Consider the following 13,363-nt stretch of genomic DNA (forward strand, 5'->3'; position numbering starts at 1 on the left):
CGGGGGGTCCCGTGCCGGTGCGGGTGATCGTCAGGACGCTCAGCGAACTCAGCCTCACCGCGGGCATCGTGATGGTGTTGTTCGTCACCTACGTGCTGTTCTGGACGGGCGTACGGGCCGACGGCGTCATGGACGACCAGATCGACGCGTTACGGCACCACTGGGCCCTGCAGAGCGCGCAGCCGGCACCCTCGCCGCGGCCCACGGCGTACCCGGCCGGTGAACCCTTCGCGATCATGTACATCCCCCGTCTCGGTTCCACCTGGAACAAGCCGGTCCTCCAGGGCACCGACACCGGGACACTGAAGAAGGGCCTCGGCCACTACCCCGGTACCGCGCGGCTCGGGCAACCGGGCAACTTCTCCGTCGCCGGCCACCGCCGCACCTACGGCGACCCCTTCAAGGACTTCCCCCGGCTGCGGCCCGGCGACGCCGTCGTCCTGACCGACGGAGCGCGCTGGTACACGTATCGGATCGACAAAGGGCCGTACAAAACCGTCCCGACGGACGTCGCGGTGATCGATCCTGTGCCCCGGGCATCGGGGTACACCCGTCCCGGCCGCTACTTCACGCTGACCACGTGCGATCCGGAGTGGGGCCACAGCCATCGCCTCGTCGTCTGGGGGCACCTCGACTCCACCCGGCCCGTGGACACAGGCCAACCGGAGGCGCTGCGCCGTTAGTCTGGGGGCGGTACGGCGCGAGTTCGATGCCGTGGGCGACGGGAAGGGACGGCATGTACGGCTGGATCTGGCGGCATCTGCCGGGGAACGCGTGGGTGAAGGCGCTGCTCTCGCTCCTGCTGGCCCTGGCCTTGGTCTACGTCCTGTTCCAGTACGTCTTCCCCTGGGCCGAACCGCTGCTTCCCTTCAACGATGTGACGGTGGACAACCAGTGAGCGCGCGCATCCTCGTCGTCGACAACTACGACAGCTTCGTCTTCAACCTGGTCCAGTACCTCTACCAGCTCGGGGCCGAGTGCGAGGTGCTGCGCAACGACGAGGTGTCGACCGCGCACGCCGACGACGGCTTCGACGGCGTCCTGCTCTCACCGGGACCGGGCAAGCCGGAGGAGGCGGGCGTCTGCATCGACATGGTCCGCCACTGCGCGGACAGCGGGGTCCCCGTCTTCGGCGTGTGCCTGGGCATGCAGTCGATGCAGGTCGCCTACGGCGGCGTGGTGGACCGCGCGCCGGAACTGCTGCACGGCAAGACGTCGCTGGTGGAGCACGGGGGCAAGGGCGTCTTCGCGGGCCTGCCGTCCCCGTTCACGGCGACCCGCTACCACTCGCTGGCCGCCGAGCCGCTGACCGTGCCGGCCGAGCTGGAGGTCACCGCGCGCACGCACGACGGCATCATCATGGGCTTGCGCCACCGTGAACTCCCCGTCGAGGGAGTGCAGTTCCATCCGGAGTCGGTGCTGACCGAGCACGGCCACCTGATGCTGGCCAACTGGCTGGTGGAATGCGGCGACCAGGATGCCGTGGCGAGGTCGGCGGGGCTCGCCCCGGTGGTGGGCAGGGCCACGGCGTGACCGCGCTGCGCCCCGAGCGCGAGACGGACACCTCGTACGGGCAGCAGGCGTACGGGGAGCCTCGCGCGTTCGAGGACTGGTCCGCCGAGCCCGGGGCGCACGGCGACGGATCCTCCGCGGACCGGGCCTACGCGGCGCTGTACGAGCAGCCGGCGGAGCAGGGGCCGCGGCCGAACCGCGCCGCCGCGCAGGGTGAGCCGTCCGAAGCGCAGTACGGGGATCCGTACGACGCGGAGCCGTACGACGGGGGGTACGGACCTCCCGCCGACGACGAGACGGTGGCCCTGCGGATGCCGGAGGGCGGCCTACGGGCCGCCGCGGCATCCGCCTCTACGCCCTCTTCAGGCCCCTCCGCCTCCGGAGCCACACCCGGAGGTCGCGCGGCCCGCAGAAGGGCCGCCAAGGGCCGCCGCGGGCGTCGCGGCGGCCCGCCGAGGGCCGGCGCCCCGGCCACCGGCACAGCCGGCGAGGACAGGCCACAGGCACCGCTGTCCCGCGTCGAGGCCCGCCGGCGGGCGCGGGCCCGGAAGCCGGGCGCCGCCGTCGTCGCCAGCCGGGCGGTCGGCGAGCTGTTCATCACCATGGGCGTGCTGATGCTGCTGTTCGTCTCCTACCAGCTGTGGTGGACGAACGTCCGGGCGCACGCGCAGGCGGGCAAGGAGGCCAGCAGCCTCCAGCAGGACTGGGCGGACGGCAAGCGGAACCCGGGGGCGTTCGCACCGGGGCAGGGCTTCGCCCTCCTGCACATTCCCGAGCTGGACGTCGTGGTGCCCATCGCCGAGGGCGTCAGCAACAAGAAGGTCCTCGACAAGGGCATGGTCGGGCACTACGGCGAGAGCCCGCTGAAGACGGCGATGCCCGACGCGAAGACCGGCAACTTCGGCCTGGCGGGCCACCGCAACACGCACGGCGAGCCGTTCCGGTACATCAACCGGCTCCAGCCCGGCGACGCGATCGTCGTGGAGACCCAGGACACCTACTACGTCTACAAGATGACGTCGACGCTGCCGGTGACCTCACCCGGCAACGTCTCCGTCCTCGACCCGGTCCCCAAGGGCTCCGGTTTCAAGGCCCCCGGACGCTACATCACCCTCACGACATGCACGCCGGAGTTCACCAGCAAGTACCGGCTGATCGTCTGGGGCAAGATGGTCGAGGAACGGCCGCGCAGCAAGGGCAAGCCGGATGCGCTCGTCAGTTAAGGGCAGATAACAGTGGCAGCGACCGCAGAGGACACCGACACGTCACCCTCCCCGTCCCCCGGGCGCCGCCGCCGCGGTGGCAGGACCGCGGCGGCCGTCAGCGTCCTCGGTGAACTCCTCATCACAGCAGGCCTGGTGCTCGGGCTGTTCGTCGTCTACTCCCTGTGGTGGACGAACGTCATCGCCGACCGGGCCGCCGGACGGCAGGCCGACAAGGTCCGCCACCAGTGGGCGCAGGAGGGCGGCGACGACACCCCCGCCGCCTTCGACGCCAGGAACGGCATCGGCTTCCTGCACGTCCCCGCGATGGACGACGGCGATGTCCTGGTCGAGAAGGGCACCTCCTCGAAGGTCCTCAACGACGGCGTCGCCGGCTACTACACCGACCCGGTCGAGGCCACGCTGCCGATGACCGGCAAGGAGGGCAACTTCTCCCTCGCCGCCCACCGCGACGGCCACGGCGCGAAGTTCCACAACATCGACAAGTTGAGCAAGGGCGACCCGATCGTCTTCGAGACGAAGGACAAGTGGTACGTCTACAAGGTCTACGCCGTCCTTCCCGAGACCTCGAAGTTCAACGTCGACGTCCTCGCCCGGATCCCCCAGGAGTCCGGGAAGAAGAAGGCGGGCCACTACATCACCCTCACGACCTGCACGCCGGTGTACACGAGCCGGTACCGGTACGTGGTCTGGGGCGAGCTGGTGCGGGTGGACCCGGTCGACGGCGACCGCACCCCGCCGCGGGAACTCGGCGGCTGACGCAACCCGCTCCGGGCGACCGCGTCCCCCGCTTCCGCCCCGGCTTCCGCGCGGCGCCCGGGGACCCGGCGCCGGACGCGTCACCTCCGGAGTCCTGCGGGCGGAGCTCCGAGCCTCGCGGCATGCGCCCGGCCCGCCGCGCCACCGGCCCCACGCGCGAGCCCCGGCGCCCCTTGCGGGGGCCGGGGCTCGCCTGTACGGAGGTGAGAGGGCGGGGTCAGTTCCCCGCGCCGGTCGTACCGCCGAAGAAGTTGACGCCGCCGTTGTCGCCGCCGCCGTTGTTGTTGCCGCCGAATTCCAGCGTGGTCAGCGTGATCGTCTGCGTGGTCGGATCGACCTGGGTTCCCCCGGACGGATCCTGCTTGACCACGATCGCGTTGTCCTTCTGGCTGCCCGCGACGTTGATGTTGTTGAAGCCGTTGTCCCGCAGGATCTGCACGGCCTCCTTCAGCGTCCGGTTGCGGACCGTCGGAACCGCCTTCTGCTGCTGCTGGAACCTGCCGACCTTGATCTGGACCTGGGAGCCCTTCTTCACCTCGGAGCCGGGTGTCGGGTCGGTGCCGACGACCTTGCCGTCCTGGTTCTGGTCGTTCACCGGGGTGTCGACGCAGGTGCCCACGAGGTCGCTGGCCGACATCCGGGCCTTGGCCTCGTCGCAGGACAGGCCGTTGGTGACGTCCGGAACCGTGGTCGTCGCCGGCTTGGTGGCGACCTCCAGGGTGATGGTCGAGCCCTTCTCCTTCTCGGATCCGGGGTCGGGGTTCTGGCTGAGGACGGTGCCTTCCTTCTGAGAGGACTCCGTGCGCTTCTGCTCGACCTTGAAGCCCTTGTCCTCCAGCTGCCGGGTGGCGTCGTCGATGTTCTTGTCGATGACGTTCGGCACGGCCACCTTCGGCGCCCCGGTGGACACCACGACGCTGACCGTCTCGCCCTTCTTGACCTCGGTCCTGGCCTCGGGGTCCTGCGAGCAGACGGTGCCCTTGGGCTGGTCGTCGCAGGTGTCCCGGCTGATCGACAGCTTCAGGTCGGAGTTGTCCGCCTGCTTCTGCGCGTCCGCCTGCGTCAGGCCCACGAACTGGGGCACCGGCACCTTGTCGTTGCCGACACCGCCGCCGAAGGCGAACTTGCCGATCAGGATCGCGCCCACGAGCACCAGCACCGCGGCGACCACCAGCAGCACCGTCGAGGTGTTGGACTTCCTCTGCCTGCGCCGGTCGGGGCGGTCGTCGTAGCCGTAGCCGCCGTCGTCCGGGTTCATGGGCGGCAGCATCGTCGTCGCCCCGGCGGCGGCGCCCGCGTCGGAGCGCAGGGCGGTCGTCTGCTGGTCGTCCGGGTAGCCGCCGTAGGCGACGGAGCCCCTGGCGGCGGTGGCGCCCACGGGCTGGCCGTCGAGGCAGGCCTCGATGTCGGCCCGCATCTCGTCCGCCGACTGGTAGCGATAGTTGGGGTCCTTGACCAGGGCCTTCAGCACGATCGCGTCCATCTCGGGCGTGATCTCGGGGTCGAAGACCGAGGGAGACTGCGGCTCCTCGCGGACGTGCTGGTAGGCGACGGCCACGGGGGAGTCGCCGACGAAGGGCGGGCGGACCGTCAGCAGCTCGTAGAGCAGGCAGCCGGTCGAGTACAGGTCGGAGCGCGCGTCGACCTGCTCGCCCTTGGCCTGCTCGGGCGAGAGGTACTGCGCGGTGCCGATGACCGCGGCGGTCTGCGTCATCGTCATGCCGGAGTCGCCCATGGCGCGGGCGATGCCGAAGTCCATCACCTTCACCTGACCGGTCCGCGTCAGCATGACGTTGGCCGGCTTGATGTCGCGGTGGACGATGCCGTTGCGATGGGCGTACTCCAGGCCCTGGAGGATGCCGATGGTCATCTCCATGGCGCGCTCCGGCAGCAGCTTGCGGCCGGAGTGGAGCAGTTCGCGCAGCGTGGAGCCGTCGACGTACTCCATGACGATGTACGGGATCGAGACCCCGTCGATGTAGTCCTCGCCCGTGTCGTAGACCGCCACGATCGCGGGATGGTTGAGCGAGGCGGCCGACTGGGCCTCCCGGCGGAACCGGGCCTGGAAGGACGGGTCGCGCGCGAGGTCCGCGCGCAGCGTCTTCACCGCCACGGTGCGGCCGAGGCGGGTGTCGTGCGCGAGGTAGACCTCCGCCATGCCACCACGGCCGAGCACCTGGCCCAGCTCGTACCGGCCGCCGAGGCGACGCGGCTCTTCCATAGCTTCCTACCAGCCCTCTCCGTCGGTCCCGGCCGTCACCTGTGCGCGGCCGGAGGCTGCCGTCCGGGCATACCGTACCCGGCTCCTTTTGTGTGACCTGGCCAAGCCCGTCACCCGATACAGGACCGGTATCGCAACGTGCATCGATGTGGAGGTGACGTGATGGGAGTCACTTCTTCGCGTTGATGACCGCCTGCATCACCTTCTTCGCGATCGGGGCCGCGAGACCGCCGCCGGAGATGTCGTCGCGGTGGGCGTTCTCGTCCTCGATCACGACCGCCACGGCGACCGGCGAGCTGTTGTCCCCGACCTTGGCGTAGGAGATGAACCAGGCGTAAGGATTCTCACTGTTCTCGACGCCGTGCTGGGCGGTACCGGTCTTGCCGCCCACCGTGACGCCGTCGATCTGCGCGTTGGTGCCCGTGCCTTCCTTGACGACGGTCTCCATCATCGACTGGAGGATCTGGGCGTTCTTCGGCGACAGGGGCCGGCTCAGCTCCTCGGGCTCGGTCTTGGAGACCTGGTCGAGGTTGGAGGACTGCAGCTGGTCGATCATGTACGGCTTCATCAGCTTGCCGTCGTTGGCGATCGCGGAGGCGACCATGGCCATCTGCAGCGGGGTCGCGGCGGTGTTGAACTGGCCGATGGAGGACAGCGCAGTCTGCGAGGCGTTGAGGTCCTTGGAGAAGACCGACGCGCTGGAGCGGACGGGCGTGAACTGCTCGGCGTTGAAGCCGAACTTCTCCGCCTCCTCGCGCATCTTGTCCTGCCCGAGGTCGGCGCCGATCTTGCCGAAGACGCTGTTGCAGGACACCCGCAGCGCCTCCCGCATGGTGGCGTCCTTGCAGGGGATGTTGCCCTCGTTGTTCAGCGGGGTCGAGGTGCCCGGCATGATCCACGGCAGCGGGGAGTCCGTCTTGGAGTCCGCGTCCCCGTAGAGGCCGTTCTCCAGGGCCGCCGAGGCGGTGACCACCTTGAAGGTGGAGCCCGGCGGGTAGGTCTCGCGCAGCGCCCGGTTCAGCATCGGGTCGTCGGGGTCGTACTTCTTCTGGAGCTTCTTCCAGGCCTCGGCGTCGTCGTTGGAGTTCCCGGCGAAGACCGAGGGGTCGTACGACGGGTAGGAGGCGAGCGCGAGGATCTTGCCGGTGGACGGCTCCAGGGCGACCACGGCCCCCTTGGCGCCCTGCTTCTTCAGCCCGTTGTAGGCGGCGCTCTGGGCGGCGGCGTCGAGGGTGGTGACGACGTTGCCGCCCTTGGTCTGCTTGCCCGTGATCATGTCGAGGGTGTTGCGGAAGAACAGCCGGTCGTCGTTGCCGGTGAGGATGCCGTCCTCGAGGTTCTCCAGCTGGTTGGCGCCGAAGGCCTGGGAGGCGTACCCGGTGACCGGCGCCCACATGGGGCCGTTCACGTAGGTCCGCTTGTACTCCAGGTCGTTCAGGCCGCTCTTGCTCGTCTTCGCGGAGCCGGTGACGGGCTCGCCGTCGACGACGATGTCGCCGCGCGGGGTGGAGTAGCGGGCGATGGTGACACGGCGGTTCTTGCTGTCCGACGCGAGGGAGTCCGCCTTGGCGTACTGCAGCCAGTTGTCCCGGACGAGCAGGGTCAGGACGAGGAGGCCGCAGAAGATCGCGATCCGGCGCAGGGGCTTGTTCATGACGGGCGGACCACCTGGGTCATCTCGGCGTCGGGGTTGCTGGCGGGGGTCGGGGCCGGGCGGCGCGCGGTGTCGCTGATCCGGATCAGGATGCCGACCAGCGCCCAGTTGGCGATCACGGAGGAACCGCCGTACGCCAGGAAGGGCATCGTCATGCCGGTGAGCGGGATGAGCCCCATCACACCGCCGGCGACGACGAACACCTGGAGCGCGAAGGCGCCGGACAGGCCGATGGCGAGCAGCTTGCCGAAGGGGTCGCGGGCGGCGAGGGCGGTCCGCACGCCGCGCTCCACGATCAGGCCGTAGATCAGCAGGATCGCCATGATCCCGGCGAGGCCGAGTTCCTCGCCGAAGGTGGCGAGGATGAAGTCGGAGTTGGCGGCGAACCGGATGAGGTCGGAGTGGCCCTGGCCGAGGCCGCTGCCGAGGGTGCCGCCGGAGCCGAACGCCCACAGGGCTTGCATGGCCTGCTCGGAGTGGCCGATGACGCCCTGCTGGGAGAGCGTGTACTCCTTCATCGGGTCCAGCCAGGCCTGGACACGCTGCTGGACGTGCGGCTCGAAGCTGGCGACGCCGACGGCGCCGGCCGCGGACATCAGCAGACCGAAGACGATCCAGCTGGTCCGCTCGGTGGCGACGTACAGCATGATCACGAACATGCCGAAGAACAGCAGCGACGTACCGAGGTCGGTCTCGAAGACCAGGATGAGGATGGAGATCATCCAGACGACGATGATCGGGCCGAGGTCGCGTCCGCGCGGCAGGTACAGGCCCATGAAGCGGCGGCTGGCGAGCGCGAGCGCGTCGCGCTTCACCATCAGGTAGCCGGCGAAGAAGATCGCCAGGACGATCTTGGCGAACTCACCGGGCTGGATGGAGAAGCCGGCGACGGAGATCCAGATCTTCGCGCCGTAGATGTTCTGGCCCAGGCCGGGCACCAGCGGCAGCAGCAGCAGGAAGAGCGCGCCCACCATGGAGATGTAGGTGTAGCGCTGCAGGACGCGGTGGTCCTTGAGGAAGATCAGCACGGCGACGAACAGAGCGATGCCGAGCGCCGTGTACAGCAGCTGGCGCGGGGCGGCGGTGCCCGCCTGCTTGATGGACTGCAGCAGCTTGGACTGGTCCAGGCGCCAGATGACGACGAGGCCGAGTCCGTTGAGCAGCGTGGCCAGCGGCAGCAGCAGCGGGTCCGCGTACGGCGCGAACTTGCGGACGGCGAGGTGGCCGACGCCGGCCAGCAGGCCGAGGCCGAGACCGTAGCTCAGCAGGCCGGAGGGCACCTGGTCGTTGATCGCGAGCCCGACGTTGGCGTAGGCGAAGACCGGGATGGCGACGGCGAACACGAGCAGCGCGAGCTCGGTGTTGCGCCGGCTCGGCGCGCCGATGGCGCCGATCGTGGACGTGTGGTGCGTCGGCGAGTTGGTAGTACTGCTCATCGTGTGACGGGGCCTCTCACGGCTTGCCTACTGCGTACCGCAGTACGAGACGACCTTCTGCTCCTCCTCCGTGAGGGTGGCGCCGGGGTTGGGAGTGGCGGTCGGTGACGGTGAGGTGGATGAGGAAGGGGAGGACGGGGAGGTCGGGGTGGTGGGGTCGGCGGTCACCGAGGGACTCGGTGATGCCTTGGACGTGAGGGAGGCGGGAGTGGTTCCCGTGGTGCCTCCGGCCTGGCCCTGCCCCGTCTGGGCGTTGTTCTCGTTCTCCGCGGTGCGCTGCTCGGCGAGCTTCCTGCAGGCGGAGGCCTGCACGCCCAGATCGGCGACCTTCTTGCGGGCGTCGGCGAGGTTGCCCTGGGGGATCGTGTTCTTGACCTGCTTCTGCTGGTAGGGCGGCAGGTACTTGAGTTCGATCTCGGGGTGGTCCTTCTGGACCTTCGACAACGACACCCACGCCAGGTCCTGGCTGATGCCGCGGTAGAGCGCGACGTGATCGTCCTTGACGCCGACGTAGTACTGGGTCTGGGTCCAGCGGTAGCCGCCGTAGAGCCCGCCGCCGACGACGGCGAGCGCGAGGGCGATGTAGAAGGATCTCTTCAGCCACGTGCGCCCCTTGCGGGGCTTGAGGAAGTCGTCGTCGGTGTAGGTGCCGAAGGTGCCCTCGGGGGTGTAGCCCGTGGTGTCGCCGGAGCCGGGCGGGCCGAACTCGCCGCCCCCGCCGCGGTGGCGGCCCAGGCCGGAGGCGCGGCCGGCCGGGGTCTGCATGATGTTGTTGTCGTGCAGCTGGTGCTGGGTCTCGGCGACGGCGCCGACCACGACCGGGGTGTCGGACAGCTGCGCGGAGAGGGTGTCACCGGTGTCGAGGTCCAGGACGTCGGCGACGATGACGGTGATGTTGTCGGGTCCGCCGCCGCGCAGGGCGAGCTGGATCAGCTCCTGGACGGTCTCCTGGGGGCCCTGGTAGCTGGCGAGGGTGTCCTCCAGCGTCTGGTGCGAGACGACGCCGGACAGGCCGTCGGAGCAGATCAGGTAGCGGTCGCCGGCCCGGACCTCACGGATGGACAGGTCGGGTTCGACGTGGTCGCCGCTGCCGAGGGCGCGCATCAGCAGGGAGCGCTGCGGGTGGGTGGTGGCCTCTTCCTCGGTGATCCGGCCCTCGTCGACCAGACGCTGCACCCAGGTGTGGTCCTGGGTGATCTGGGTGAGGACGCCGTCCCGGAGCAGGTAGGCGCGGGAGTCGCCGACGTGCACGAGGCCCAGCCGCTGGCCGGTCCACAGCAGCGCCGTGAGCGTGGTGCCCATGCCCTCCAGGGAGGGGTCCTCCTCGACCATCTGGCGCAGCTGGTCGTTGGCGCGCTGTACGGCGGTGCCGAGCGTGGTCAGGATGTCGGAGCCGGGGATGTCGTCGTCGAGGGCGACGATGGTGGAGATCACCTCGGAGGAGGCGACCTCGCCGGCGGCCTGGCCGCCCATGCCGTCGGCGATCGCGAGCAGCCGCGGGCCCGCGTACCCCGAGTCCTCGTTGCCCTCCCGGATCATTCCTTTGTGCGATCCGGCGGCGAAGCGCAGTGACAGACTCATGCCCACCTCGCCCGTCGGCTCCGCATGCAGCCGGTCGTGTCGCGCCACACTGCCCACCCTCCGGTCGGGAGCGCGCCGGAGTCCTGGGTCTGGGTCTCCGCTGCGTGCTCGCTCCGCTCGCGCTCATACATGATGTAGCACTACTTCCGCAGCTCGATGACGGTCTTGCCGATGCGGATCGGCGCACCCAGCGGGATCGGCGTGGGAGTCGTCAGCCGCGTTCGGTCGAGGTACGTGCCGTTGGTGGATCCCAGGTCCTCGACGATCCACTGGCCGTCGCGGTCCGGGTAGATCCTGGCATGCCGGCTGGAGGCGTAGTCGTCGTCCAGCACGATCGTGCTGTCGTGCGCCCGGCCCAGCGAGATGGTCTGGGCCTGGAGCGCGACCGTGGTGCCGGTGAGGGTGCCCTCGGTCACGACGAGCTTGGAGGGGGCGTTGCGGCGCTGGCGCCCGCCGCCGGACTGCTGGCGCTGCGGCGGCGGCGCCTGCCGCGCGGCCTGCTGCGGGCGGCCGGCGGCTTCCCGGCGTCCGGCCCGCTGGGCGCCGCGCTGGGTGACGCGCGTACCGAACAGGTCGCTGCGGATGACCTGCACGGCCACGATCACGAACAGCCACAGGACGGCCAGGAAACCCAGCCGCATGACCGTGAGGGTCAGCTCTGACATTGCCCCCGCTTCACCCTTCGGCTTGCCTATAGATAACGGTGGTGCTGCCCACGACGATCCGCGAGCCGTCGCGGAGCGTAGCGCGGGTGGTGTGCTGCCCGTCCACCACGATGCCGTTGGTGGACCCGAGATCCTGGATCGTCGAGGGCGTTCCGGTCCGGATCTCGCAGTGCCTGCGGCTCACGCCGGGGTCGTCGATCCGCACGTCGGCCTCGGTGCTGCGGCCCAGCACCAGCGTCGGGCGGGAGATCTGATGGCGGGTGCCGTTGATCTCGATCCAGTAGCGGGCGCGTCCGCCGGGCGCGGGCCCCGCCGCGGGCCGCTGCGGGGCGGCGGGCTGCGGGTAGCCGTAGCCGCCGGGGCGGGCGCCGGGCGGCGGTGCGGACGGCATGGGCGGGGCGCCGGCGGGCGCGGCGGCGGGCGGGTAGCCGTAGCCGCCGGGCCGCTGTCCGCCGGGGGCCGGGGCGCCGCCGGGTGCCTGCTGGCTGCTGGAGGAGGCGAGCGTACGGCTGCGGACCCGGTACAGACCGGTGTCGAGGTCGTCCGCCTTCTCCAGGTTGACCTTGATCGGGCCCATGAAGGTGTAGCGCTGCTGCTTGGCGTAGTCCCGGACCATGCCGGCGAGCTCGTCGCCGAGCTGTCCGGAGTAGGGACTGAGGCGCTCGAAGTCGGGCGCGCTGAGCTCCACGATGAAGTCGTTGGGGACGACCGTGCGGTCCCGGTTCCAGATGGTCGCGTTGTTGTCGCACTCCCGCTGGAGTGCTCCCGCGATCTCCACGGGCTGGACCTCGGACTTGAAGACCTTGGCGAAGGTGCCGTTGACCAGACCTTCGAGACGCTGCTCGAAACGCTTCATGACTCCCATGGGGCACCTCCTCCGTCGTTGCTGCCGTCCTGCTGCCCGCCGTGCGGGTACTGCCGTGCCTGGTACTGCTTACTGATCGTATCCACGCGCCGCTGAATCGGCTGGTTCCCCCTACTCGGCCCCGTCGACGGGCGTCGACGTCCTCGTGCGTGTACCCCTTGCGCCCTGCTTCTGCCCAGGATCGTAGAGGTGGGCGCAAACCAGTGTCCCGCACCTGGCTGTGGACCCTGCCAGCCTTCCGGCGAGATGGGTGGGAACGGTACGAGGTTGATACGAGGCGGGGGCTGCGTCGAGACGAGACGGAGACGGTGCCGAGACGGACGGGACCGCTGGTCGGGGGGCCTGCCGGGCCCGCGGGGAAGTGATGTGAACCCACCCCGTCCGGCGTGCTAATGTTCTGCATGTCGGAAGGCGCCGCGCCCCCCAGGGGCAGGACCGGAAGACACACCCAATGCGCGGGTGGCGGAATAGGCAGACGCGCTGGATTCAGGTTCCAGTGCCCGCAAGGGCGTGGGGGTTCAACTCCCCCCTCGCGCACCAGCCGAAAGCCCCCAGGTCTCAGGATCTGGGGGCTTTCGCATGTCCGGGGTGTGGCCGGAACCACGCGGACCGCCTGCCGTGCGGCGGCGTCGGCGGTCCGGGCTTCGGACGTTGACCTCCGCCTGCCCTCTCGCTGGCCTCGGGCAGCTTGTGAGGAAGCTCTCAAGGGCGGGTGGTGTGGCCCTGAGCCTCCGAAGGCGTCCCGGCGGCTTCGCTCAGGCAGGGGGTCCAGGGGCTCCCGAGGACGGTGGCAGGGGATCGGCCACGAAGGTCCCCAGGCCGACCTCGCCCCGTGTCCAGCCCTGTTCCCGCACGTACCGCATGGCCTTCGCCGCCGTCGCGTTCACGACGCCGAACTCCTGGGCGATCTCCAGGGTGGACGGCACGCGGCTTCCCGGCGGATACACGCCGTCCTTGATGCGACGGATGATCTCCGCTGCGATCTGCCGCCACAGCGGGCGCGTGCGATCAAGGTCCATGGATTCAGCGTGGGTGACCGTGGCTTTCCGTGCATCCGTGGTTATCTGCAGTTATCCACGGCTAGTGGGAGCCAGGAACACAAGAGCGGCCCCGACAGGAAGCGGCTACTTCCTCACCGGGGCCTTGGCCGACCGAAGAGGAGTCGACCCATGCGCAGCCTACTGGCCGCGATCCTGAGCCTGTTCCTGCCCGCCCGAGGGGTGCATCGGGCCGTCACGCCACCACCCCTCACCTCCTCCTGGCCGCCCGCTCCCGTGCGGCGGGCGACGCCCCCGGGGTCGTCGGCGCCGTACTGGAGGCGGACAAGGCGTCGGACGCCGAGCTCGCCGCTTTCGTGGCGCCGCTGCACGCGGCGCTCCGGGAATGCGTCGGCATCATGGCGGCGGACGGGGAGTGACCGGGTGGAACGGCCCGGGCGTGGCCCGCG

General features: G+C 69.9%; 12 protein-coding genes and 1 tRNA gene. 6 read left to right on the forward strand and 7 right to left on the reverse strand.

Annotation, left to right across the window (positions count from 1 at the left end):
- Window positions 1-11 precede the first annotated feature (11 nt).
- The 5 genes from JS756_RS04360 to JS756_RS04380 are packed head-to-tail and all read left to right on the forward strand — an operon-like array spanning window position 12 to window position 3,494.
- Window positions 12-683 carry a class E sortase gene (locus JS756_RS04360; RefSeq protein WP_307790312.1) on the forward strand — a complete coding sequence of 224 codons (672 nt, stop codon included), beginning with the start codon at window positions 12-14 and terminating at the stop codon, window positions 681-683.
- Between the two features lie 26 nt (window positions 684-709).
- Complete coding sequence (locus JS756_RS04365; protein ID WP_205381563.1) at window positions 710-898, forward strand: hypothetical protein; 189 nt, start codon at window positions 710-712, stop codon at window positions 896-898.
- The gene (locus JS756_RS04370; RefSeq protein ID WP_205381564.1) at window positions 895-1,533 is read left to right on the forward strand and encodes an aminodeoxychorismate/anthranilate synthase component II; all 639 of its coding nucleotides are present in this window, start codon (window positions 895-897) and stop codon (window positions 1,531-1,533) included. Before JS756_RS04365 ends, JS756_RS04370 begins: the two co-directional genes overlap by 4 nt.
- Entirely contained in the window at window positions 1,530-2,735 is a 1,206-nt protein-coding gene (locus tag JS756_RS04375) for a class E sortase (RefSeq protein ID WP_307790313.1), read from the forward strand. The genes JS756_RS04370 and JS756_RS04375 overlap by 4 nt, the downstream gene beginning before the upstream one ends.
- 12 nt (window positions 2,736-2,747) lie before the next feature.
- Window positions 2,748-3,494: a class E sortase gene (locus JS756_RS04380; protein WP_205381566.1), complete on the forward strand. Its 747-nt coding sequence runs from the start codon at window positions 2,748-2,750 to the stop codon at window positions 3,492-3,494.
- 217 nt (window positions 3,495-3,711) lie between these two features.
- Here the strand turns inward: JS756_RS04380 and pknB are convergent, their stop codons facing one another.
- From pknB to JS756_RS04410, 6 genes are all read right to left on the reverse strand, one after another.
- Window positions 3,712-5,715: a Stk1 family PASTA domain-containing Ser/Thr kinase gene (pknB, locus tag JS756_RS04385; protein ID WP_205381567.1), complete on the reverse strand. Its 2,004-nt coding sequence runs from the start codon at window positions 5,713-5,715 to the stop codon at window positions 3,712-3,714.
- Window positions 5,716-5,884: 169 nt separating this feature from the next.
- Window positions 5,885-7,369, reverse strand: a complete 1,485-nt coding sequence (locus JS756_RS04390) for a peptidoglycan D,D-transpeptidase FtsI family protein (RefSeq protein ID WP_205381568.1) — start codon at window positions 7,367-7,369, stop codon at window positions 5,885-5,887.
- On the reverse strand, window positions 7,366-8,805 hold the full coding sequence (locus JS756_RS04395; protein ID WP_205381569.1) for an FtsW/RodA/SpoVE family cell cycle protein: 1,440 nt from the start codon (window positions 8,803-8,805) through the stop codon (window positions 7,366-7,368). The genes JS756_RS04390 and JS756_RS04395 overlap by 4 nt, the downstream gene beginning before the upstream one ends.
- A gap of 27 nt (window positions 8,806-8,832) precedes the next feature.
- Window positions 8,833-10,386, reverse strand: a complete 1,554-nt coding sequence (locus JS756_RS04400; RefSeq protein ID WP_240203216.1) for a Stp1/IreP family PP2C-type Ser/Thr phosphatase — start codon at window positions 10,384-10,386, stop codon at window positions 8,833-8,835.
- 140 nt (window positions 10,387-10,526) lie between these two features.
- Window positions 10,527-11,051 (reverse strand): FHA domain-containing protein FhaB/FipA, encoded by a 525-nt coding sequence (locus tag JS756_RS04405; protein WP_205381571.1) that lies wholly within the window; start codon window positions 11,049-11,051, stop codon window positions 10,527-10,529.
- A 10-nt stretch (window positions 11,052-11,061) separates the two neighbouring features.
- A complete protein-coding gene (locus tag JS756_RS04410) occupies window positions 11,062-11,916 on the reverse strand; it encodes an FHA domain-containing protein (RefSeq protein ID WP_205381572.1) in 855 nt (284 codons plus the stop codon).
- 453 nt (window positions 11,917-12,369) lie between these two features.
- Here JS756_RS04410 and JS756_RS04415 point away from each other — a divergent pair.
- Window positions 12,370-12,456, forward strand: a tRNA-Leu gene (locus JS756_RS04415).
- 215 nt (window positions 12,457-12,671) lie between these two features.
- Here JS756_RS04415 and JS756_RS04420 read toward each other — a convergent pair.
- Window positions 12,672-12,935 (reverse strand): GntR family transcriptional regulator, encoded by a 264-nt coding sequence (locus JS756_RS04420; RefSeq protein WP_205381573.1) that lies wholly within the window; start codon window positions 12,933-12,935, stop codon window positions 12,672-12,674.
- Window positions 12,936-13,363 lie beyond the last annotated feature (428 nt).

The organism is Streptomyces actuosus (genome assembly GCF_016921115.1).
GTDB classification, from domain to species: domain Bacteria; phylum Actinomycetota; class Actinomycetes; order Streptomycetales; family Streptomycetaceae; genus Streptomyces; species Streptomyces actuosus_A.

What these genes read in the sequence shown, in the direction of transcription:
- JS756_RS04365 (WP_205381563.1), top strand. Translation starts at nt 710, where the DNA reads ATGCCGTGGGCGACGGGAAGGGACGGCATGTACGGCTGGATCTGGCGG.
- pknB (WP_205381567.1), bottom strand. Translation starts at nt 5,715, where the DNA reads ATGGAAGAGCCGCGTCGCCTCGGCGGCCGGTACGAGCTGGGCCAGGTG.
- JS756_RS04390 (WP_205381568.1), bottom strand. Translation starts at nt 7,369, where the DNA reads ATGAACAAGCCCCTGCGCCGGATCGCGATCTTCTGCGGCCTCCTCGTC.
- JS756_RS04395 (WP_205381569.1), bottom strand. Translation starts at nt 8,805, where the DNA reads ATGAGCAGTACTACCAACTCGCCGACGCACCACACGTCCACGATCGGC.
- JS756_RS04400 (WP_240203216.1), bottom strand. Translation starts at nt 10,386, where the DNA reads ATGAGTCTGTCACTGCGCTTCGCCGCCGGATCGCACAAAGGAATGATC.
- JS756_RS04405 (WP_205381571.1), bottom strand. Translation starts at nt 11,051, where the DNA reads ATGTCAGAGCTGACCCTCACGGTCATGCGGCTGGGTTTCCTGGCCGTC.
- JS756_RS04410 (WP_205381572.1), bottom strand. Translation starts at nt 11,916, where the DNA reads ATGGGAGTCATGAAGCGTTTCGAGCAGCGTCTCGAAGGTCTGGTCAAC.
- JS756_RS04420 (WP_205381573.1), bottom strand. Translation starts at nt 12,935, where the DNA reads ATGGACCTTGATCGCACGCGCCCGCTGTGGCGGCAGATCGCAGCGGAG.